The following is a 22063-nucleotide window of genomic DNA, read 5'->3' as shown; positions in this document are numbered from 1 at the left end:
GGTCAACGGGTCCGCCGTATGGTCGTGCCGGTGAGGCGGCACAGCGGCTCGCTCTCGCGGGGCGGTTGCCCGGACAGGTCGCCGAGGCGCCAGGACGGCACCCAGGGCACGCGGTACACGTCGATGGCCGACTCGATCGGCCGGATCCGCTGGGCGAGCGGCCTGGGCAGGCGGCCCGGGGCGTCCGCGACCAGGACGACCGCCTCCAGGTCCAGTCCGGCCGGAGCCTCCGCCCGCCGGAAGACCTCCAGGGTCCGCAGGGCGGACTCGATGCCGGTCGCGTGCGTCCGGGCGACCAGCAGGACGGACGGGGGTGCGGCGGGGCCCGGCCAGTCGCGTCCGCAGTCGTGACCGCCGTAGACGGCGGCGAGCGTGGAGGTTCCGGCCCCGCCGTGGGCGGCGAGCCACGAGAAGCGCCGGGGCGTGGCGGTCGGGGCGGCCACGGACTCGTACGGCCCCGGCACAGGCCCCGGCGCGGCCACCGGTCCGCGGATCCAGATCTCCGGTCCGCGCTGCCCGTCCGTCGTCCGCATGACCGTGCTCCTCCTCGTACTGACTGTGCGGGCCGCCCCTTGGAACGAGCCTGTGACGTCGTGGTGACGCCAGGAAAGGGAGCGGGCGGAGAAACTCAACAGTACGTGTACGTGTGCGTGCACGGATCATGAGCACCAGGTACGTGCACGGGATACGTGTCCGAGTGAGGGAAACCGATGTCGCGACTCAGCCGCGAGAAGAAGCGGGAACAGCAGCACGCCGGGCGGCAGGCGGCCGTGGTGGCGCCACTCGACGTGCACGTGTCCGGGGGCGGGCCGGCGACGATCGGCGGTGTCCCGGTCGTCCCGGCCGACGGCCAGGAGATCCAGCACGCCGTCCTGGGCCACCTGCACCGCATCGCCCTGGCCACCGGCCATCCGGTCGCCGCCACGGTGCACGACGAGCGCATCGGCTACGTGGTTCCCCTGCGCGTCGAACCGGACGGATCCAGCCATTTCGCGGGCGAGCCGCTGCGGGTGGCGCCGCCGCAGGAGCCGCCCGCACCGTCCCGCCACGACAAGCCCACGCACGCCCTGCGATCCGTGCCCGAACCGGTGAACGAGACGGCGCCCACCTTCCCGCTGCGCACCGTTCCGGAGCCCCGACCCCGACCCCAGCCCCAACCCCAGATCCCCCCGCAGTCGCAGCCGCAGTCGCTCCCCCAGGCGCACCCGAACGACGGCGTCCCGGCCCCCGGCACGGTCGTCGCCCCGACGGGCGTCTTCGGTCCGCCGCCCGCGATGGACACCCCTCCGCCCGCGGAAACGGGCGGCAGCACTCCCGGCGCCGGACCGGAGCCCGACGGCAGCCCTGTCCCGGGCCACCCCCTCGGCTCCCGCCCCGACTCGGACGCCGACCCCAAGCCGACTCCCGCCCGCGGCTTCGACGCCGTCGCGGAGGCCGTGCTCGGCGACGACCCCCGCTCGCTCCCGGGTGACGGCGGCGCTCCCGCACTCCTCGCTGAGCCGATGGCGCAGATCAACGCGGCTGTGCGGGCGGGCCGGACGCAGGCGGCGGCGGAGCTCGCGGAGCGGACCGTCGCACAGGCCTCGGAGACGCTGGGACCGGAGCATCCCGAAGTGCTCCGGCTGCGGGAACTCGGCGCGTACATCGCCTACCTGTCGGCGGACCCGCTCCGGTCCTTCCACCTCTCCCTCGACCTGGCCCGGATCCACCACCGCACCCGCGACACGGAGGCCGCGTACGGCAACGTCCTGAGTGCGGCGACGGCCTGGCGCGCCGTGCGCGACCCCTTGCAGGGGCTCAACCTGGGGACCGAGCTCCTGGCACTGTGGACGGAGCTGACCACGGGGGACGGGCCGGCCGCCGAGGACGTGGAGCAGTTGGAGTCGGCACGCGCCCGCATGACGCGGTTGGCCGAGCGGGCCCGGAACTCCGGCTCCCTCCCGCACGGTTGAGCCGGAAGCCGGAAGCCGGAAGCCGGAAGCCGGAAGCCGGAAGCCGGAAGCCGGAAGCCGGAAGCCGGAAGGGGCTCCGGCCGCGCGGACCGGGCGCCTCCGCGCGCCCTCGCGCGTCGCGGCCCGCACGGGTGCCGACCGCCGTCTGCCTACGGCTCGGCGACCGGGGCGGTAGCCGAAGCCGAAGCGGTAGCCCGAGCCGAAGCCGAAGCGGGAGCCGAAGTCGAAGCCGAAGCCGGAGCCTGCCCCGGCTTCGGCAGGTCCGGTCCGGCGAGGGAGCCGGGCGTGCCGGCGGCGAGCGCGCGGGCCGCCCGCCGGGCCGTGCGCAGCGCGTCCGCGGTGAGCAGGGTCAGCGCCAGCCAGACCAGGGCGAACCCGGCCCAGCGCTCGGGCGGCATGGCCTCGTGGAAGTAGAGGACGCCGAGCAGGAACTGGAAGACCGGCGCCAGGTACTGCAAGAGACCCAGTGTGGACAGCGGCACGCGGATCGCCGCCGCGCCGAAGCAGACGAGCGGGATCGCGGTCACGACGCCGGTGGAGGCGAGCAGGAGGGCGTGTCCGGCACCCTCGCCGGTGAAGGTGGAGTTCCCGTCGGCGGAGAGCCACAGCAGGTAGCCGAGAGCGGGCACGAACTGGATCGCCGTCTCGGCGGCCAGCGACTCCACCCCACCGAGGTTGACCTTCTTCTTCACCAGCCCGTACGTGGCGAAGGAGAACGCGAGACACAGGGAGATCCACGGCGGGCGGCCGTAGCCGATGGTGAGCACCAGCACCGCGGCGAAGCCGACGCCGACCGCCGCCCACTGCACGGGCCGCAGCCGCTCCTTGAGGAGCAGCACGCCCATGGCGATGGTGACCAGCGGGTTGATGAAGTAGCCGAGGGAGGCCTCGACCACGTGCCCGCTGTTGACCGCCCATATGTAGACGCCCCAGTTGACCGTGATGACGGCCGCGGCGACCGCGATCAGACCCAGCCGGCGCGGCTGTCGCAGCAGCTCGCCGGCCCACGCCCAGCGCCGCACGGCCACCAGCGCCGCCGCGACGAAGACGAGGGACCACACCATGCGGTGGGCGAGGATCTCCAACGCGCCGGCGGGCTTGAGCAGCGGCCAGAAGAGCGGCACGAGCCCCCACATCCCGTAGGCCGCGAAGCCGTTCACCAGGCCGGTACGGCCCTCACCCTTCGACGTCCCGGCCACGGGTCCTCCTTCTCACGACAGGCATGCGTGAACGAAGGTAACGCCGGGCGCCCCCGCATGTCATGCCCGTATCGCTATACGGTCGTGACATGCGGGGGCGGAGGCGGCGCCGGAGTGTGCCCGCACCCGCCCCGGGCTCATGGGGCAAGGGGGCGATGGCCGGTGAGGCGGTCGGCCGGTGGGCCGGTCAGCCCTCGTTCCCGAGCGCGGCCGCGATCGCCACGGACAGCGGGGTGGTCGGGCGGCCCGCCAGGCGGGACAGGTCGCCGGTCGGGACGACCAGCTCGCCCTTCTCGATCGACGCGTCCACCCCGGCGAGGATCGCCGCGAGCGGCTCGGGCAGTCCGGCGCCGGCCAGGATGCCGGTGAGGGCCTCGGTCGACACGGCGTTGTAGGTGATCTCCCGGCCGGTCCGCCGGCTCAGCTCGGCCGCGTACTCCGCGAAGCTCCACGCCTCGTCGCCGCCCAGCTCGTACGTCTTGTTCTCGTGGCCCTCTCCGGTCAGTACGGCGACCGCGGCCGCCGCGTAGTCCGCGCGGGACGCCGACGAGACCCGGCCCTCGCCCGCGGCCGCGACGACCGCTCCGTGCTCCAGCACCGGGGCGAGCTGCTCGGTGTAGTTCTCGTGGTACCAGCCGTTGCGCAGCAGCGTGTACGGCAGCCCGGAGGCGCGCAGCGCGTCCTCGGTGGCCCGGTGGTCGTCGGCCAGTGCGGCGGTGAGGCTGCCCGGGGCGCTGGTGTAGGCGAGCAGAGCGGCACCGGCCGCCTTGGCGGCGTCGATGACGACCTGGTGCTGCCGCGGACGGCCCTTGTCGAACTCGTTGCCCGAGATCAGCAGCACCTTGTCCCCGGCGGCGAACAGGCCGTCGAAGGTCTCGGGGACGTTGTAGTCGGCGACCGCGAGCCGTACTCCACGGGCCGCGAGATCGGCGGCCTTCGCCTCGTCGCGGACGACGGCGGTGATCTGCTCCGCCGGAACCTTCTCCAGCAGCTGCTCCACCACGTGGCGGCCCAGGTGTCCGGTGGCTCCGGTGACGACGATGCTCATGACGAGAACTCCTTGCGGGATGCGCGACGGGGGGGGAAGCGGTCTGGCGTCAACCCTAGGAGGAGCGCTAACTATGGGAAAGTACCCACTTTGAAGTAAGGTACTGGCATGACGGTAATCAAGCAGGTGGGGGCGGACGACACGGGCATGTGTCCGTCCCGGCTCGTCCTCGAACACGTCACCAGCCGCTGGGGTGTCCTCGTCCTGATGGAGCTGCTCGACCGCCCGCACCGCTTCAGCGAGCTGCGCCGGGTGATCAGCCGGTTCGGCCGGACCGTCAGCGAGAAGATGCTGACCCAGACCCTCCAGACCCTGGAGCGCGACGGCCTGGTCCACCGGGACGCCAAGCCCGTGATCCCGCCGCGCGTCGACTACTCGCTCACCGAGCTGGGCCGTGAGGCCGCCGCGCAGGTGACGGCCCTGGCGCACTGGACGGCGGAGCGGCTGCCCGACGTCCAGGAAGCACGCAGGGCGTACGACGAGGCCCGCGACATCACGTCCCGGGCCTCGTGAACCGCCGCCGGTGCGGGCCGTCTCAGCCGACGACCGTCCAGGTGTCCCCACCGGCCAGCAGCGCCGCCAGGTCGCCCTTGCCCTGCCGCTCGACCGCGGTGTCCAGCTGTTCGGCCATCTGCGTGTCGTAGACCGGCCGCTCGACGGCGCGGAAGACACCGATGGGCGTGTTGCGCAGGGTGTCCGGATCGGCGAGGCGGGAGAGGGCGAACGCGGTCGTCGGGGACGCGGAGCGCGCGTCGTGGACCAGCACCTCCGCCTCGTTCTCCTCGGTCACGGTGACGATCCGCAGATCACCGGTGGCCCGGTCCCGTACGACCCCCTTCGCGCCGTCGGCGCCGAACCGGACCGGCTGCCCGTGCTCCAGCCGGATCACCGCCTCCTCGGCCGACTGCTTGTCCTTCAGCACCTCGAACGCGCCGTCGTTGAAGATGTTGCAGTTCTGGTAGATCTCGACGAGAGCCGTGCCGGGATGGGCGGAGGCCTGGCGCAGCACCTCCGTCAGGTGCTTGCGGTCGGAGTCGACGGTCCGCGCCACGAACGACGCCTCCGCGCCGAGGGCCAGGGAGACCGGGTTGAAGGGTGCGTCGAGCGACCCCATCGGCGTCGACTTGGTGATCTTTCCGACTTCGGAGGTGGGGGAGTACTGCCCCTTGGTCAGCCCGTAGATCCGGTTGTTGAACAGCAGGATCTTCAGGTTGACGTTGCGGCGCAGGGCGTGGATCAGGTGGTTGCCGCCGATGGAGAGGGCGTCGCCGTCCCCGGTGACGACCCACACGCTCAGGTCCTGCCGGGAGGTGGCCAGACCGGTGGCGATGGCCGGCGCCCGGCCGTGGATGGAGTGCATGCCGTACGTGTTCATGTAGTACGGGAAGCGGGAGGAACAGCCGATGCCGGAGACGAAGACGATGTTCTCCCTGGCCAGGCCCAGCTCCGGCATGAAGCCCTGGACGGCGGCGAGGATCGCGTAGTCACCGCAGCCGGGGCACCAGCGCACCTCCTGGTCGGACTTGAAGTCCTTCATGGACTGCCGGGCCTCGGCCTTCGGCACGAGCGAGAGCGCCTCGATCGTGCCCGTGCCTGCCCCGGACGAGCCGGTCGTCTCAGCCATCGATGGCCTCCTTGAGCGCGGTGGCGAGCTGCTCCGCCTTGAACGGCATGCCGTTGACCTGGTTGTACGAGTGCGCGTCGACCAGATACCTCGCCCGGATCAGGGTGGCGAGCTGGCCCAGGTTCATCTCGGGGATCACGACCCTGTCGTAGGCCTCCAGCACCGCCCCCAGATTCCTCGGGAAGGGGTTGAGATGCCGCAGATGGGCCTGCGCGATGCCCTCCCCGGCCGCCCGCAGCCGCCGTACGGCCGCTGTGATCGGCCCGTACGTGGAGCCCCAGCCCAGCACCAGCGTGCGCGCCCCCTGCGGGTCGTCGACCTCGAGGTCGGGGACGTCGATGCCGTCGATCTTCGCCTGGCGGGTGCGGACCATGAGGTCGTGGTTGGCGGGGTCGTAGGAGATGTTGCCGGTGCCGTCCTGCTTCTCGATGCCGCCGATGCGGTGCTCCAGGCCGGGGGTGCCCGGGATGGCCCACGGCCGGGCGAGGGTCTGCGGATCCCGCTTGTACGGCCAGAAGACCTCGCTGCCGTCCTCCAGGGTGTGGTTGGGGCCCTGGGCGAACTGCACGGTCAGGTCCGGAAGCTCGTCCGGCTCCGGGATGCGCCAGGGCTCGGAACCGTTGGCGAGGTAGCCGTCGGAGAGCAGGAACACCGGGGTGCGGTAGGTGAGCGCGATCCGGGCGGCCTCCAGGGCGGCGTCGAAGCAGTCGGCCGGGGTCTGCGGGGCGATCACCGGGACCGGTGCCTCGCCGTTGCGGCCGAACATCGCCTGGAGCAGGTCCGCCTGCTCCGTCTTGGTCGGCAGGCCGGTGGACGGGCCGCCCCGCTGGATGTCCACCACCAGCAGCGGCAACTCCAGCGACACCGCGAGCCCGATCGTCTCGGACTTCAGTGCCACACCGGGCCCGCTCGTCGTGGTCACGGCCAGCGATCCGCCGAACGCCGCCCCCAGGGCCGCCCCGATGCCCGCGATCTCGTCCTCGGCCTGGAACGTGCGCACGCCGAAGTTCTTGTGCCGGCTCAGCTCGTGCAGGATGTCGGAGGCGGGGGTGATCGGGTACGAGCCGAGGAAGAGCGGCAGGTCCGCCTGGCGGGAGGCGGCGATCAGGCCGTAGGCCAGGGCCAGGTTCCCGGAGATGTTGCGGTAGGTGCCGACCGGGAAGGCCTTCGCCGCCGGGGCCACCTCGTAGGAGACGGCGAACTCCTCGGTGGTCTCGCCGAAGTTCCAGCCGGCGCGGAACGCGGCGATGTTGGCGGCCGCGATGTCCGGCTTCTTCGCGAACTTCGACCTCAGGAACTTCTCCGTGCCCTCCGTGGGCCGGTGGTACATCCATGACAAGAGGCCGAGCGCGAACATGTTCTTGCTGCGCTCGGCCTCTTTCCGGGTGAGGTCGAAATCCTTCAGAGCCTCGACGGTCAGTGTCGTCAGCGGCACCGGATGGAGCTGGTAGCCGTCGAGTGAGCCGTCCTCCAGCGGTGAGCTGTCGTAGCCCACTTTCTGCATCGCCCGTTTGGTGAACTCGTCCGTGTTGACGATGATCTCCGCGCCGCGCGGCACGTCGGCGATGTTGGCCTTCAGGGCGGCCGGGTTCATCGCGACCAGCACGTTCGGCGCGTCCCCCGGGGTGAGGATGTCGTGGTCGGCGAAGTGCAGCTGGAACGAGGAGACGCCGGGAAGGGTGCCCGCGGGCGCGCGGATCTCGGCGGGGAAGTTCGGCAGGGTGGAGAGATCGTTGCCGAACGACGCCGTCTCCGAGGTGAAGCGGTCGCCGGTGAGCTGCATACCGTCGCCCGAGTCTCCCGCGAACCTGATGATCACCCGGTCGAGACGACGCACGCTCTTCGTCCCGCCCGGACCGCGCTGCTCTCCCACGACGGATCCGTCGGCCTGTTCCGCTGTGCTGCTGACCTGACTGGTCACTGAACTGGACCTCCCTCGAGGTGGCTGTCCGGGAGCGGCCTTCCCCAGGCCTCCCCGGATCAACCCTACGTCGGTAAGGGTCGCCTTCCCTCGGCCATTCGTATGACGGTCACTGCCCTGAGACGGCCCGGCGCCCTGACATGTCATGATTTCGTGCCCCACCGGTGCTGTGCCGGAAGACGCTCCGGCCCAGGCGCCGGTTCTGCCGCGACCGTCCGGTTCGCGGCACGGTCATGGAGCCCGCCGGCGCCCGATCGGAGCCCCGGCGCCGGCCCTGACGGGGGCACAGTGCCATCCCGTCACGAATTCAGGTAGGTGAGGACCGCGAGAACGCGTCGGTGATCCCCATCACTGGGCGACAGCCCCAGTTTGAGGAAGATGTTGCTGACGTGCTTCTCGACCGCTCCGTCGCTCACCACCAGCTGTCTGGCGATCGCCGAGTTCGTCCGTCCCTCGGCCATCAGTCCCAGCACCTCACGCTCCCGCGGGGTCAGTCCCGCCAGCACGTCCTGCTTGCGGCTGCGCCCGAGCAACTGGGCGACCACCTCCGGGTCCAGTGCCGTACCGCCCTCGGCGACCCGCACCACCGCGTCCACGAACTCCCGCACCTCGGCCACCCGGTCCTTGAGCAGATAGCCCACGCCGCGGGTGGAACCGGCCAGCAGTTCGGTCGCGTACCTCTCCTCCACGTACTGCGACAGCACCAGCACCCCGAGCCCCGGATGCGACCTGCGCAGCTGCACGGCGGCCCGCACCCCCTCGTCGGTGTGGGTCGGCGGCATCCGCACGTCGGCGACCACGACGTCGGGCAGCTCACCCGCCGCGTCCATCTCGGTGACGGTCTTCACCAGCGCCCCGGCGTCCCCGACCCCCGCCACGACGTCATGCCCCCGGTCGGTCAGCAGCCGGGTCAACCCTTCCCGCAACAGCACCGAGTCCTCGGCGATGACCACCCGCACCCTGTTGTCCACGATCTCCGGCCCCCCACCGCTTCCGCGTCCGTCGTCGGCCCTCAGTATCGCGCGATCCGCTCCTCGCCACCGAGCCTGTGGACAGATCCCCCGGAGCCTGTGGACAGACCGCACATGCCTGTGGACGGGCGGGCGGGCGGACGGGCGGACGGGCGGGCGGACGGGCGGAGGGAGGTCGTCTCAGAGGCGTCCGGCCCCCGGCCCGCCCACCGGGTCGGCCGACCGCCAGGGAAGCTCCGCCGTCACCCGGGTCGGCCCGCCGGCCGGGGAGTCCACCAGCAGGATCCCGTCCACCGCGTCCAGCCGCTCGGCCAGGCCCGCCAGACCCGAGCCGGCGCCGGCGTCCGCGCCGCCCTCACCGTCGTCGACCACCTGCACCAGCAGCCGGTCCTCCACCCGCCACACGTCGACGGAGGCCGACCGCGCCCGGCTGTGCTTGCTGACGTTCTGGAGCAGCTCGGAGACGGTGAAGTAGGCGATGCCCTCGATGGCCGCCGCCGGGCGCTCCGCGAGGTCGACCTCCACCGTCACCGGCACCGTGCATCGGGAGGCGACCGCCGACAGCGCCGCGTCCAGGCCGCGGTCGGTCAGGACGGCCGGGTGGATGCCCCGCGCCAGGTCCCGCAGCTCCCGCAGCGCCGTCTTCACCTCACCGTGCGCCTCGTCCACCATCCGCGCCGCCGACCGCGGATCCTCCCGCAGCTTCTCCTTCGCCAGCCCCAGGTCCATCGCCAGCGCCACCAGCCGCGCCTGCGCCCCGTCGTGCAGGTCCCGCTCGATGCGCCGCAGGTCGGCCGCCGCCGTGTCCACCACCACCCCCCGGTCGGACTCCAGCTCCACCACCCGCGACGCCAGCCGCGACGGCCCGAGCAGCCCGTGCACCAGCACCCGGTCCACCGTCGTCAACGCCCGCACGATCCACGGCGTCGCCAGCGTGAACAACAGCCCGACCAGCGCGGTCACCGTGATCTCGAACGGGTTGTCGAGGTAGATCCGGTGCTGCTCGTCCCCGTACAGCTGGAGCCCGCCCTGCCCGCCGTACATCGGGAACACCCAGAACCACAGCGGATACGTCAGCATCGTCCAGCCGTACGTCCAGAAGGCGACCGCGACGGAGAAGGAGAACACCGCCCACGGCAGGTGCAGCACCGCGTACAGCACGTGCCGCCAGGACGCGCCGCTCCGGAGCACCGCGCCCATCCAGGCCAGGGCGCCGCGCCCGCGCTGCCGCAGCGGCTCGGGCGGCGCCACGTCCAGCCCCAGCAGGGCCCGCGCCCGTGCCCGCTCCACCGAACCGAGGCCCCGGCAGCCGGCCAGCCCCGCCGCCAGTACCGGAATCCCGAGGAACGTCACCAGCAGGCCCGCACCCAGCGACAGCGTCGTCACCACGAACGTGAACAGCACGACGCTGATCGGCAGGCTCAGCAGCAGATAGGCGAACTCGCGCCAGGCCCGCGCCTCGACCGGCGCCCGCAGTGCGAGCGGCAGCCGGTGCCGCCGCGCGCCGCCGGGTCCGTACCCGTCCGGGTACCGCGTGAAGTCCCCGTACTCGCTGTACTGCGTGGCCATCGGCGTGGTCCGTTCTACTCGTCTCGTCCGCGGGTGTCGTCCCCCGTCTCCACCCTCCTCGGACACCGGCCCGCGGACCATGGAGGCCATCGGCGTCCTGGACGGGGGGTTTTCCCTACCTCGCGGATCCGCCCGGGTCGGTCCGGTCCCGCCACGGCAGCTCGGCGGTCACCGTCGTCGGGCCGCCGGGCGGCGAGTCGACGACGAACATGCCGTCCACGGCGCCCAGCCGTTCCGCCAGCCCCCGTATCCCGGTGCCGCCGTCGAGCCGTGCGCCGCCCCGGCCGTCGTCCACGACCTGGATCAGCAGCCGGTTCTCCACCCGCCACACGTCGACGGAGGCCGACCGCGCCCCGCTGTGCTTGCTGACGTTCTGGAGCAGCTCGGAGACGGTGAAGTAGGCGATGCCCTCGATGGCCTGCGCCGGTCTCGTCGGCAGGTCGGCCGTCACCGTGACCGGCACCGTGCAGCGGGAGGCGACCGCCGACAGCGCCGCGTCCAGGCCGCGGTCGGTCAGGACGGCCGGGTGGATGCCCCGGGCGAGATCACGCAGCTCCTGGAGCGCCAGCTTCACCTCGCCGTGCGCCTCCTCGACCATCGCCGCGGCCGCGTCCGGGTCCTCCAGCAGCTTCTCCTTCGCCAGCCCCAGCCCCATCGCCAGGTTGACGAGCCTGGCCTGCGCCCCGTCGTGCAGGTCCCGCTCGATGCGCCGCAGGTCGGCGGCGGCCGTGTCCACCACGACCCCCCGGTCGGACTCCAGTTCGGCGATCCGCCGCTCCAGTTCGTCGGACGGGGACAGCAGCGCCCGCACCATCGCCCGGTCCGCGTTGGCCAGCCCGCGCGCCAGGAACGGCAGCACCGGCCACAGCACGAACAGCGAGACCAGAACGGTCGTGAAGGTGAGGATCCCCCACGGCAGCCGGACGAAGTCGTACAGCACCGTCCGCCAGGCCACCGGGTCCTTCAGCGCCAGCCACATCCCCTGGAGGAAGTTGCCCGCCCGGCGCAACGGCAGCGGACTCGGCTCGTCGATCCGCACCCCGAGCAGCCGCCGCGCCCGCCCCCGCTCGAACCGGCCGATCAGCCGCGCCCCCAGCAGCCCCAGCGCCAGCAGCGGCAGCCCGGTCACCGTCAGCGTCAACGCGGCGCCCGTGAACAGCACCGTCATCACGTACGTGAAGCCGAACAGCGACATCGGCAGGTTCGCCAGGAGGTGCACGATCTCCTTCCACGTGTGCGCGTCGTAGGCGAGACGGGCCGGCGGCGGACGGTCGTCGCCCCGCGCCGCAGCCCGCCCGGCGATGATCACGGCGGTCGGACGCCCTGCTCCGCCGGTTCCGGGGAGACCAGCGGCACCGGCGGTTCCGGTGGTTCCGGGAGAGGCCGGGCGTGCCGTGGCCGTGGCCGGGTGTCCGGTGGCTGCGGCCGTGGGCGGGTGCCCGGTGCCGGGCGCGGGCTGGGATACGGTCATGTGGGCCAGCGTGCCGCGTGCCGCGCCGCCGCGCCATGGAGTCCACCGCCCCCGTCGCCTGGGGAAAACCCCACCCCCGTTGCCCCAGACGTGACGGGCTGCTTACCGTGCCTTTATCAGGCCCTAGACTCCCGTGCGTACAGATCGTCGGACAGGCCGAGGCCGGGGAGTGAGGGACGGACGGTGCCGCAGACGTCGCACGAAACGGTGAAGGGTTCGACGGTCGTCGTCGCGTCGGACTACTTCCACTCCTACGCGGTCGTCGGACTTCTGGTCGCCGTGGGCGTGCTGTTCGTCGCGGTCGCGTTCGGCGCGGGCCGCCTGCTGCGCCCGGTGGTCCCCACCCCCGAGAAGCTCCTGACGTACGAGTGCGGCGTCGACCCCGTCGGCGAGGGCTGGGCCCACACCCAGGTCCGCTACTACGTCTACGCCTTCCTCTACGTGATCTTCGCGGTCGACTCGATCTTCCTCTTCCCCTGGGCGACGGTGTTCGCGGCCCCCGGCTACGGCGCCACCACCCTCGTGGAGATGTTCCTCTTCCTCGGCTTCCTGGCCGTGGGCCTGCTCTACGCATACAAGAAGGGCGTCCTGGCATGGACGTGACCCCCTCGGAACCCGTATCGCTCCCGGAGCCGAAGCGGCTGGGCACCCTCGCCCGCCTCGCCCCCGAGCCGATGAAGGTCGTCCTGAACTGGGGCCGCCGCTACTCCCTCTGGGTCTTCAACTTCGGCCTCGCCTGCTGCGCGATCGAGTTCATCGCCGCGTCGATGGCCCGCCACGACTTCATCCGCCTGGGCGTCATCCCCTTCGCGCCCGGCCCCCGCCAGGCCGACCTCATGGTCGTCTCGGGCACGGTCACCGACAAGATGGCCCCCGCCGTCAAGCGCCTCTACGAGCAGATGCCCGAGCCGAAGTACGTCATCTCCTTCGGCGCGTGCAGCAACTGCGGAGGCCCCTACTGGGACTCGTACTCCGTGACCAAGGGCGTCGACCAGATCATCCCGGTGGACGTCTACGTCCCCGGCTGCCCGCCCCGCCCCGAGGCGCTGCTCCAGGGCATCCTCAAGCTCCAGGAGAAGATCGCGCGCGAGTCCCTCGGCGAGCGGTACGCCGCCGGCCCGGCCCGCCCGTCGGCCGCGGCGCTGCAGAGCGGGCTGGTGCGGCCACCGGCCGACGCGGGCCCGACGGCTCCGGGGGAGGCGGACCGATGACCGCGGCCGGCTGGCTGCCCACCCCCGCCGAGGACCTCTTCGGCCCGGACGCCACGGCCGAGGAGGCCTACGACGTCCTGACCGTGGACGTCCCCCCGGCCACCTGGACCACGGCCCTGGAGACCGCCCGCGACCGCCTCGACTGCACCTACTTCGACTGGCTGAGCGCGGTCGACGAACCGGGCACGGGCTTCCGCGTCGCCGCGCACGTCGTCGCCCTGTCCCCGGTCCGCCGGCTGCTGGTGCGCACGACGGTCCCGCACGACTCCCCGGTCCTCGCCTCCGCCGTCGGCGTCTACGCGGGCGCCGCCTGGCACGAGCGCGAGACGCACGAGATGTTCGGGGTCGTCTTCCAGGACCACCCCGCCCTGGACCACCTCCTCCTGCCGGACGGCTTCGAGGGCCACCCCCTGCGCAAGGACTTCGTCCTCGCCGCCCGCGTCGCCAAGGCCTGGCCCGGCGCCAAGGAACCCGGCGAGTCCGAACACGGCGGTCCCAAGCGCCGCCAGATGCTGCCCCCGGGCGTCCCCGACCCGAACGAGTGGGGCCCCCTCAAGGGCCAGCTCCCGCCCGCACCGGCCCGCCCGGCGCGGGGCGCGGCGGGCCGCGCGGCCGGCGACCGCCCGGCGCGTGCGGCGGCCGGCGACCGGCCGGTACGGGCCGCGGGCGACCGGCCCGCACGGGCCGCCGGGGAGCGCCCGGCACGCCGTACCCGGTCCGCGGCCGAGGGGTCGGCCAGCCAGTCGGCGGCCACCCCCTCGACCACACCGTCGGCCACGAACGCCCCGGCTTCGGCGGATGCCCCGGCCCCCGCGGACACTCCGGCTTCCGGGAACGCCCCGGCGTCCGCGGACACCTCGGCTTCCGCGGACACCTCGGCTTCCGCGACGGGCGCGACTGGCCGGACGTCACCTACAGATCCGACAGCTCCGACAGCTCCGACGGACCGCTCCGCCCCGTCTGCCCCGCCCACCCCCAGGAGCACGAGCGGACCGCGCCGGTCCCGCAGCGCGAGCCAGGGCTCGGCCAGCCAACGGACGCCCGCTCCCGCAGAGACCACCCCGGACCAGGCGCCGTCGCCGTCCCCGCGCAGCTCCGACGCCCCGTGGCACCACGCCCGCCCGGCTTTCGACGAACCGGACCGGCGGGGGACCGCAGTACAGCGACCGGCTCCGGACGAGCAACCGTCCGGCGACGACGGCACCCCCGCCGCCGAGTCCCCCGCCGCCGAGTCCCGCGACACCGAGTCCCGCGAGGACGAGCGGGGCACCGGCGAGCCCCCCGCCGACGAGCCCCGACCCCCCGCCGACGAGACCCCCGAGAACCGCCCAGGAGGCCCGCAGTGAACGACGCTCTCGACGTCGCCCTGCGACTCCTGGTCGTCTTCGTCGTCTTCCTCACCTTCCCCCTGATCGTCGGCCAGACCGAGCACAAGGTGATGGCCCACATGCAGGGCCGCCTCGGCCCCATGTACGCCGGCGGCTTCCACGGCTGGGCCCAGCTCGTCGCGGACGGCGTGAAGTTCGCGCAGAAGGAGGACGTCGTCCCGGCCGGCGCGGACCGACGCATCTTCCAGCTCGCCCCCGCCGTCGCCCTCCTCCCGTACCTCCTCGTTCTCCTCGCCATCCCGATCGGCCCGGGCGAGGGCGCGGTCGGCGAGGTGGTCGACGCGGGTGTCTTCTTCGTCCTCGCCGTGATGGGCGTGGGCGTCCTCGGTTCGCTCATGGCCGGCTGGGCCAGCGCCAACAAGTTCTCCCTCCTCGGCGGTCTGCGCACCGCCGCCCAGCTCCTCGCCTACGAGCTCCCGATGCTCCTCACCGCCGCCTCGGTGGCGATGGCGGCCGGGACGGTGTCGATCCCCGGGATCGTCGACGCGTTCGAGTGGTGGTGGCTGCCCTGGCAGATCGTCGGCGCGATCGTCTTCTTTGTCGCGGGCCTCGCCGAGCTCCAGCGTCCGCCGTTCGACATGCCCGTCGCCGACTCGGAGATCATTTTCGGGGCGTACACCGAGTACACCGGTCTCCGCTTCGCCCTCTTCCTCCTCGCCGAGTACGCCGGGATCGTCGTCCTGTGCGGTCTGACCACCGTCCTCTTCCTGGGCGGCTGGCACGGCCCCTGGGGCGCCGACGGCCTCGGCTGGGTCTGGACCCTGCTGAAGACGGCGCTGCTGGCCTTCGTCGTCATCTGGCTGCGCGTCACCTACCCCCGGCTGCGCGAGGACCAGCTCCAGAAGCTGTCCTGGACCCTCCTCGTCCCCCTCTCCCTCGCTCAGATCGCCCTCACCGGCATCGTCAAGGTGGTGATCCAGTGACCATGGCCGAGCCGTCCCCGCCCACCCGGTCCCGCATCCCCGGCAGCGGCCTCGCCAAGGGCCTGGCCGTCACCCTCCGCACGATGACGAGGAAGACCGTCACCGAGCAGTACCCGGAAACCCAGCCCGACCTCCCGCCCCGCACCCGCGGGGTGATCGGCCTGTTCGAGGAGAACTGCACGGTCTGCATGCTCTGCGCCCGTGAGTGCCCCGACTGGTGCATCTACATCGACTCCCACAAGGAGACGGTGCCGGCCGCGACCCCCGGCGGCCGTGAACGCAGCCGGAACGTCCTCGACCGCTTCGCCATCGACTTCTCCCTGTGCATGTACTGCGGTATCTGCATCGAGGTCTGTCCTTTCGACGCCCTGTTCTGGTCCCCGGAGTTCGAGTACGCCGAGACCGACATCCGCGAGCTCACCCACGAACGCGACAAGCTCCGCGAGTGGATGTGGACCGTCCCGGCACCGCCCGCCCTCGACCCCGGCGCGGAGGAACCGAAGGAGATCGCCGCCGCCCGCAAGACGGCCGAGAAGCTGGCCGCGACCCAGGCCCAGGAACAGGCGGAGCCGCAGCAGAGGGAGGGGGACGCGTGAGCCTCGCAGCCGAAGCCCACGGCTTCCTCTCCCCGACCGGTGTCGAGATCGCCTTTCTCCTCGTCGGTCTGGCCACCTTCGGTGCCGCCCTCGTCACCGTCACCACCCGGCAACTCGTGCACGCCGCCCTGTGGCTGGTGGTCAGCCTCGGCGGCCTCGCCGTCGAGTACCTCCTGCTCACCGCCGAATTCATCGCCTGGGTGCAGGTCCTCATCTACGTCGGTTCCGTCGTCGTCCTCCTTCTGTTCGGTCTGATGCTCACCCGTGCCCCCATCGGCCGCTCCCCGGACGCCGACTCCGGCAACCGCTGGGCCGCCCTCACCGTGGCCGTCGCCGCCGCGGCCGCCCTGGTGTGGGTCGTCGTCGACGCCTTCCGCACCACCTGGATCGACCTCGACGGCCCGGCCGCCGGCTCGACGGAGGTCACCGGCGCGAGCCTCTTCCAGCACTGGGTCCTCCCCTTCGAGGCACTCTCCGTCCTCCTCCTCGCCGCACTGGTCGGCGCGATCGTCCTGTCCCGCAAGGCGAAGGCGGAGTCGACCCCGCCCCCCGTGAACGCACGCGGGGTCACCGGAAGTTCCCGGATCGTCACAGAGAGTTCCGAGCAGGAAGGCGCCCGCTGATGCACCTCGCCTACCCCGCCGTCCTCTCCGCCCTCCTCTTCTGCACCGGCCTGTACGGCGTCCTGGCCCGGCGCAACGCCATCCTGGTCCTGATGTCGGTCGAGCTGATGCTCAACGCCGTCAACCTCAACCTGGTCGCCTTCGACGTGTGGCTCAGCCGCACCGCCGAGGAGACCCTGCACTCCGGCCAGGCCCTGACCCTGTTCACCATCGCCATCGCCGCCGCCGAGATCGGCATCGGTCTGGCGATCGTCCTCGCCGTCCACCGCAACCGCGGCACCGCGGACATCGACAGGCTCCGCGACACCGCCGAGGGCCCCCACACCGACGACCCCGACGGCCACGGCACCGACAGCGGCACCCGGACGGCCGAACCGACCGAGCGGACCGAGAAGGCTGAGGCCACCGCGTGACCACGACCACCCTCGCCGTCCTCGTCCCCCTCCTGCCGTTCCTCGGCGCGGCCGCCGGTCTGCTCCTGGGCCGCACGGCCCCCGGCTTCGTCCGCCCGCTCGCCGTCCTGCCGACCCTCACCTCCGTCGTCCTGGCCGCCCTGGTCGCCGTACGGCAGGGCGGTGACGCGGCCGTCGACGCGGCCACCGAACTCACGCCCACCGGCTCGGTGCCGATCGAGCTCTCCCTGCACATCGACGGCTTCGCCGCCCTTGTCGCCGTCCTGGTCGGCCTCGTCGCCTCCTGCGTGCAGATCTACTCGACCGGCTACCTCCGCGAGGACCCCCGCTACCCCTCGTACGCCGCGCTCGTCTCCCTGTTCACCTCCGCGATGTTCCTGGTCGTCTACTCCGGCGACCTGATCGTGCTGCTGGTCGGCTGGGAGGTCATGGGCATCTGCTCCTACTTCCTGGTCGGCCACTACTGGGAGACCCCCGAGGCCCGCGCCGCCTCCATCAAGGCCTTCCTGGTCACCAAGCTCGGCGACGTCCCCTTCCTCATCGGCCTGTTCGCCCTCGCCACCCAGGCCGGCTCCTTCGAGATCACGAAGGTGCTCGGCGCCGTCGCGCACGGCGGACTCGACCACCCCACCCTGATCGCCCTGCTGCTCCTGGCGGGCGTGGCGGGCAAGTCGGCGCAGTTCCCGCTCCACACCTGGCTCCCGGACGCGATGGCGGGCCCGACACCCGTCTCCGCGCTGATCCACGCCGCGACGATGGTCGCCGCCGGTGTCTACTTCGTCGCCCGTCTCCTCCCGGTGTTCGAGGCCTCCCAGGCCGCGATGGCCGTCCTCGCCGTCATGGCCGCCGTCACCATGGCCGGCTCGGCCCTCGCCGCGCTCGCCCAGGACGACATCAAGCGCGTCCTCGCCTACTCGACGATCGGCCAGCTCGGCTACATGACCGGCGCCCTAGCGGTCGGCGACCGCGGTGCCGCCGTCTTCCACCTCCTGTCGCACGGCGCCTTCAAGGCGCTGCTGTTCCTCGCGGCCGGCGTGATCATCCACGCCGCCGGCACCAACTCGCTGGCCGCCATGTCCCGCATGAGCCACCTGCGCGACCGCGTCCCCGATGCCTTCTGGACCATGACCGTGGCGCTCCTCGCGCTCGCCGCGATCCCGCCGTTCAGCGGCTTCTTCTCCAAGGAGTCCGTCCTCGGCGCCGCCGAGCACGTCACCACCGGACACACCGAGCACGCCCCCGCCGTCGCCGGCTGGGTCGTCCTCGTCTCCGGCCTGTTCACCGCCCTCCTCACCGCCGCCTACGCGGCCCGCCTGTGGCTGCTGGCCTTCCGCGGCCGGGGCCCCGAGGCCCCCGACCACGGCCGGCAGCCCCTGCCGATGACCGTCGTGCTGTGGGTGCTCGCCGTCCCCTCCCTGGCGCTCGGCGGGCTCGCCTACCGCACGCTCCCCCACTGGTTCGACGGCGGCGCCCTCGCCCCGACCCTCACCACCTCCGTCCTCGGCACCGGCCTCGCCCTGGCCGGAGCCCTCGTCCTCTACGGAGCCTGGCGGCACACCACCGCCACCGCCCGCGTCCCCCTGGGCGCGGTCGCCGCCCACCCCGAGGCCGACGCCGGACAGGTCGAGGCCGAGGCCATCGCCACCCACGCGCCCGCCTACGGGAACATCGCCTCCGCCCCCGACCCGGCCGACCCCGGACGGCTCCTGCTCGGCCCGCTCCACCGCCACGCGGCCGCCGGCTTCCACCTGGACGCCGTCTACCGGGCCCTGTTCGTCCGCCCGGTGCAGGGCGGAGCGAGCCTCGTCCGGTTCCTCGACCGCGAGGTCGTCGACACCTACGTACGCGGCGCGGGCACCCTGCCCCGCTGGCTCGGCACCGCCGTACGGCGCGCCCAGACCGGCAACGTCCAGACCTATGTGAGCGCGCTGCTCGCCGGCACCGTCGTCCTGGCGGTCGCCGCCCTCCTCGTCGCCACGGGAGCGTGAGCAGACGTGATCGATATCAGCGAGTCCGTGATGCAGTTCCTTCTGGCGTTCATCGTCGTCGGCCCGTTCCTCGGGGCCGCCGCCGCTCTCCTCCCGGCCCCGCCCGGCCTGAAGGGGACGTCACCCGAGCAGGCCGTGCTGCGGCACGGCGTGACCGTGACCGGCGTGATCCTCGCCGCCGCGATCGTCCTCGCGCTCGGCTTCGACCACGACCAGCCGTCGAAGATGCAGGCCACGACCGACATCAGCTGGATCCCCGCACTCGACGTGCGCATCCACCTCGGCATCGACGGCATCTCCCTCCCCCTTCTGGTCCTGACCGCGCTGCTGACCTTCCTCTGCGCGCTCTACTCCTACTTCAACCCGCCCGCGGGCCCCAGCCCGAAGGCCTTCGTCGCGCTCCTGCTCGTCCTCGAGTGCGGCACCCTCGCCACCTTCGTCGTCCTCGACCTGCTGCTGTTCTTCCTCGCCTTCGAGACGGTCCTGATCCCGATGTACTTCCTCATCGCCCGCTGGGGCGGCGAGGGCCGGACCCAGGCGGCCTGGAAGTTCATCCTGTACACCCTGCTCGGATCCGTGGTCATGCTCCTCGGCCTGCTCCTGATCGGACTCGAGGCGGGCACGTTCGACATGGTGGCACTCGCCACTGACAACGGCCGGTCGCTGACCGCATCCGTGCAGGTCGTCGCCGTGCTGGCGATCGGGATCGGGCTCGCGGTCAAGACCCCGATGTGGCCGCTGCACAGCTGGCTGCCCGACGCCCACACCGCCGCCCCGACGGTCGGCTCGGTCCTGCTGGCCGGTGTCCTGCTGAAGATGGGCACGTACGGGTTCGTGCGCATCCTCCTCCCGGTGGCGCCCGACGGCTTCCACACCTTCGCGCCGTACCTCGCCGCCTTCGGTGTCGTCGGCATCATCTACGGATCCCTGGCCTGCCTGGCCCTCGCCAAGCAGGGCGCCAAGGGCGACCTCAAGCGCCTCATCGCCTACTCCTCCGTGGGTCACATGGGCTTCGTCCTGCTCGGCATCGCCTCCACGACCCCGACCGGCGTGAACGGCGCCCTGTTCGCCAACATCGCCCACGGCCTCATCACCGGCCTGCTCTTCTTCCTGGTCGGCGGCCTGAAGGACCGCACCGGCACGACCGACCTCGACACCCTCGCCGAGGCCACCGGCGCCGCCCTCTACGGCAGGGCGCCCCGCCTCGGCGGCCTCCTCGCCTTCGCCGCGGTCGCCTCGCTCGGCCTGCCCGGCCTGGCCGGATTCTGGGGCGAGATGCTGGCCCTGTTCGGCGCCTTCGACCCCGCCGACGACCTCAGCCGCCCCGCCTTCCTCACCTTCACCGCCATCGCCGCGTTCGGCACGCTGCTGACGGCCGCCTACCTGCTCGTCGTGGTCCGCCGCGTCTGCATGGGCGCCCTCCCGCAGGACGCCCCGCGGCTCACCGACGTCCGCCGTTACGAGTTCGCGGCCTGGACACCGCTCGTCGTCCTGACCGTCGTCGCCGGCCTCTGGCCCAAGGCCCTGCTCGGCCTGACCGACCCGGCCGTGCAGCAGCTCCTCGCAGGAGGCACCCGATGAGCTCCCTGGCCCAGCCCCTGGCCGCGTCGGTGGTCCAGTCCGTCGACTGGCTCGCGATCGCCCCGCCCACCCTCGCGGCGCTCGTCGGCCTCGTCGTCCTCGTCGCCGACCTGTTCGTCTCCGACAGCAGGAAGCCGCTCCTCGGCTGGCTGTCCGTCGCCGGGCTCGCCACGTCCACGGCCCTCCTGCTGCCCCTCCTGGACGGCGACCGCTCCACCTTCTGCCTCACCGGCGACCCGCGCGCGTGCAGCTACACGGCCGACCGCTTCACCCTGGTCATCCAGTTCCTGGTCCTCGCGGGGGCGCTCCTGGCCGCCCTCCTGTCCGTCACGGCCCTGAAGGACGCCCGCAAGCGGCTCCCCGAAGGCGAGTTCTGGTTCCTGCTGCTGTCGTCCGCCGCCGGCGCCGCCCTCCTGCCCGCCTCCCGCGACCTCGCCACCCTCGTCGTCGCCCTGGAGGTCGCCTCCCTGCCCGCCTTCGCCCTCGTCGGCATCCGGCACGGCGACCGAAGGTCCTCCGAGGCGGCCCTGAAGTTCTTCCTGTCCTCCGTCACCGCCACCGCCGTCAGCCTCCTGGGCATCAGCTTCGTCTACGCCACGACCGGCACCCTCCACCTCACCCTGGTCGCCGACCGCATCCAGGCCGTGGACGGCCAGCTGCACACCCTCGCCCAGACCGGCGTCGTCCTCACCCTCGTCGGCTTCGCCTTCAAGACGGCCGCCGTCCCCTTCCACTTCTGGGTCCCCGACACCTACATCGGCGCCCCCCTCCCCGTCGCCGCCTACCTGTCGGTCGTCGGCAAGGCCGTCGGCTTCTCCGGCCTCATCCTGGTCACGGTCGTCGCCTTCCCCGCGTACGCCGACGTGTGGGGCCCCGCCCTCGCCGCGCTGGCCGCCCTCACCATGACCGTCGGCAACGCCGGCGCCCTCCGCCAGCGCGCCACGCGCGCGTACAGCGCCGTCCGCCTGCTCGCCTGGTCGTCCGTCGGCCAGGCCGGCTACCTCCTCGTCCCGATCGCCGCCGCCGCGTACTCCGACGACCGCGACCACGCGATCGGCTCCACCGTCGCCTACGCCCTCATGTACGCCGCCGTGAACCTCGGCGCCTTCGCGGTGGCGGCCCTCGTCGGCCGTACGAACCCGGCGAACTGCCTCACCGACTACCGGGGCCTCTACGCGAAGAACCCCCTGGCCGCCCTCCTCCTGGCCTTCTTCCTGCTCTGCCTGGCCGGACTGCCGCCGGGCGTCATCGGCCTCTTCGCCAAGGTCACCGTCTTCTCCGCCGCCGTCGACGCGGGACTGGGCTGGCTCGCCGTCGTCATGGCAGTCAACGTGGTGATCGCCCTGTACTACTACCTCCAGTGGACGGCACTGCTGTTCCGCGCCCCCCAGGGCGAACCCGTCAGGCACCGCGTCCCCGCCCCCCTCACCGCCGCCCTCACCCTCACCGCGGTCCTCGCCGTCGCCCTCTCCGGAGCTCCCCAGCTGATCCTGCGCTTCGCGGACACCGCCCTGTTCTGAGCCGTCGCCCCCCACCGCGGTCCCTCACCCGGACGGCCCACGCATGCCCACGGGCGGACAAGGGA

The 22063-nt window shown here is 72.5% G+C and carries 20 protein-coding genes; 12 read left to right on the top strand and 8 right to left on the bottom strand.

Features of this window, described 5'->3' with window-relative positions; translation table 11 throughout:
* Positions 1–2: 2 nt before the first annotated feature.
* On the bottom strand, positions 3–533 hold the full coding sequence (locus ACZ3KJ_RS11080) for a DUF6668 family protein (protein WP_467526218.1): 531 nt from the start codon (positions 531–533) through the stop codon (positions 3–5).
* 177 nt (positions 534–710) lie between these two features.
* Between ACZ3KJ_RS11080 and ACZ3KJ_RS11075 the strand changes: the two genes are divergently transcribed.
* A complete protein-coding gene (locus ACZ3KJ_RS11075; RefSeq protein WP_467526217.1) occupies positions 711–1952 on the top strand; it encodes a tetratricopeptide repeat protein in 1242 nt (413 codons plus the stop codon).
* Positions 1953–2101: 149 nt separating this feature from the next.
* Here the strand turns inward: ACZ3KJ_RS11075 and rarD are convergent, their stop codons facing one another.
* Together rarD and ACZ3KJ_RS11065 are read right to left on the bottom strand one after the other, a co-directional pair.
* Entirely contained in the window at positions 2102–3151 is a 1050-nt protein-coding gene (rarD, locus tag ACZ3KJ_RS11070; RefSeq protein WP_467526216.1) for an EamA family transporter RarD, read from the bottom strand.
* A 187-nt stretch (positions 3152–3338) separates the two neighbouring features.
* Positions 3339–4199, bottom strand: coding sequence for an NAD(P)H-binding protein (locus ACZ3KJ_RS11065; RefSeq protein ID WP_467526215.1), 861 nt, complete (start codon positions 4197–4199; stop codon positions 3339–3341).
* Between the two features lie 108 nt (positions 4200–4307).
* Between ACZ3KJ_RS11065 and ACZ3KJ_RS11060 the strand changes: the two genes are divergently transcribed.
* Positions 4308–4712, top strand: a complete 405-nt coding sequence (locus ACZ3KJ_RS11060) for a winged helix-turn-helix transcriptional regulator (RefSeq protein ID WP_467526214.1) — start codon at positions 4308–4310, stop codon at positions 4710–4712.
* Between the two features lie 22 nt (positions 4713–4734).
* On the opposite strand, the gene ACZ3KJ_RS11055 is transcribed toward ACZ3KJ_RS11060, so the two are convergent.
* From ACZ3KJ_RS11055 to ACZ3KJ_RS11035, 5 genes are all read right to left on the bottom strand, one after another.
* Positions 4735–5823, bottom strand: coding sequence for a 2-oxoacid:ferredoxin oxidoreductase subunit beta (locus tag ACZ3KJ_RS11055; RefSeq protein ID WP_467526213.1), 1089 nt, complete (start codon positions 5821–5823; stop codon positions 4735–4737).
* On the bottom strand, positions 5816–7744 hold the full coding sequence (locus ACZ3KJ_RS11050; RefSeq protein WP_467526212.1) for a 2-oxoacid:acceptor oxidoreductase subunit alpha: 1929 nt from the start codon (positions 7742–7744) through the stop codon (positions 5816–5818). The genes ACZ3KJ_RS11055 and ACZ3KJ_RS11050 overlap by 8 nt, the downstream gene beginning before the upstream one ends.
* 299 nt (positions 7745–8043) lie before the next feature.
* Positions 8044–8715: a LuxR C-terminal-related transcriptional regulator gene (locus tag ACZ3KJ_RS11045; protein WP_467526211.1), complete on the bottom strand. Its 672-nt coding sequence runs from the start codon at positions 8713–8715 to the stop codon at positions 8044–8046.
* A 180-nt stretch (positions 8716–8895) separates the two neighbouring features.
* Positions 8896–10284: a sensor histidine kinase gene (locus tag ACZ3KJ_RS11040; RefSeq protein WP_467526210.1), complete on the bottom strand. Its 1389-nt coding sequence runs from the start codon at positions 10282–10284 to the stop codon at positions 8896–8898.
* Positions 10285–10399: 115 nt separating this feature from the next.
* A complete protein-coding gene (locus ACZ3KJ_RS11035) occupies positions 10400–11593 on the bottom strand; it encodes a sensor histidine kinase (RefSeq protein ID WP_467526209.1) in 1194 nt (397 codons plus the stop codon).
* 345 nt (positions 11594–11938) lie between these two features.
* Between ACZ3KJ_RS11035 and ACZ3KJ_RS11030 the strand changes: the two genes are divergently transcribed.
* Genes ACZ3KJ_RS11030 through ACZ3KJ_RS10985 form a run of 10 tightly spaced genes read left to right on the top strand, consistent with a single transcriptional unit; the run spans position 11939 to position 21998 of the window.
* Positions 11939–12358 carry an NADH-quinone oxidoreductase subunit A gene (locus ACZ3KJ_RS11030; RefSeq protein ID WP_385071704.1) on the top strand — a complete coding sequence of 140 codons (420 nt, stop codon included), beginning with the start codon at positions 11939–11941 and terminating at the stop codon, positions 12356–12358.
* Positions 12349–12966 carry an NADH-quinone oxidoreductase subunit B gene (locus tag ACZ3KJ_RS11025; protein WP_467526208.1) on the top strand — a complete coding sequence of 206 codons (618 nt, stop codon included), beginning with the start codon at positions 12349–12351 and terminating at the stop codon, positions 12964–12966. The genes ACZ3KJ_RS11030 and ACZ3KJ_RS11025 overlap by 10 nt, the downstream gene beginning before the upstream one ends.
* On the top strand, positions 12963–14312 hold the full coding sequence (locus ACZ3KJ_RS11020) for an NADH-quinone oxidoreductase subunit C (protein ID WP_467526207.1): 1350 nt from the start codon (positions 12963–12965) through the stop codon (positions 14310–14312). Before ACZ3KJ_RS11025 ends, ACZ3KJ_RS11020 begins: the two co-directional genes overlap by 4 nt.
* A complete protein-coding gene (locus tag ACZ3KJ_RS11015) occupies positions 14309–15277 on the top strand; it encodes a complex I subunit 1/NuoH family protein (protein WP_389513161.1) in 969 nt (322 codons plus the stop codon). The genes ACZ3KJ_RS11020 and ACZ3KJ_RS11015 overlap by 4 nt, the downstream gene beginning before the upstream one ends.
* Positions 15278–15279: 2 nt before the next feature.
* Positions 15280–15873 (top strand): NuoI/complex I 23 kDa subunit family protein, encoded by a 594-nt coding sequence (locus ACZ3KJ_RS11010; RefSeq protein ID WP_389513163.1) that lies wholly within the window; start codon positions 15280–15282, stop codon positions 15871–15873.
* Entirely contained in the window at positions 15870–16496 is a 627-nt protein-coding gene (locus ACZ3KJ_RS11005; RefSeq protein WP_467526206.1) for an NADH-quinone oxidoreductase subunit J family protein, read from the top strand. Before ACZ3KJ_RS11010 ends, ACZ3KJ_RS11005 begins: the two co-directional genes overlap by 4 nt.
* Entirely contained in the window at positions 16496–16909 is a 414-nt protein-coding gene (gene nuoK / locus ACZ3KJ_RS11000; RefSeq protein WP_467526205.1) for an NADH-quinone oxidoreductase subunit NuoK, read from the top strand. Before ACZ3KJ_RS11005 ends, nuoK begins: the two co-directional genes overlap by 1 nt.
* Positions 16906–18897, top strand: a complete 1992-nt coding sequence (locus ACZ3KJ_RS10995) for an NADH-quinone oxidoreductase subunit 5 family protein (protein WP_467526204.1) — start codon at positions 16906–16908, stop codon at positions 18895–18897. Before nuoK ends, ACZ3KJ_RS10995 begins: the two co-directional genes overlap by 4 nt.
* A 6-nt stretch (positions 18898–18903) precedes the next feature.
* The gene (locus tag ACZ3KJ_RS10990; protein WP_467526203.1) at positions 18904–20478 is read left to right on the top strand and encodes a complex I subunit 4 family protein; all 1575 of its coding nucleotides are present in this window, start codon (positions 18904–18906) and stop codon (positions 20476–20478) included.
* The gene (locus tag ACZ3KJ_RS10985) at positions 20475–21998 is read left to right on the top strand and encodes an NADH-quinone oxidoreductase subunit N (protein WP_467526202.1); all 1524 of its coding nucleotides are present in this window, start codon (positions 20475–20477) and stop codon (positions 21996–21998) included. Before ACZ3KJ_RS10990 ends, ACZ3KJ_RS10985 begins: the two co-directional genes overlap by 4 nt.
* Positions 21999–22063 lie beyond the last annotated feature (65 nt).

The organism is Streptomyces sp. NPDC003248 (assembly GCF_055563235.1).
Note: the sequence above shows the minus strand (reverse complement) of the source record. Positions and strands in the feature narration are given on the sequence as shown.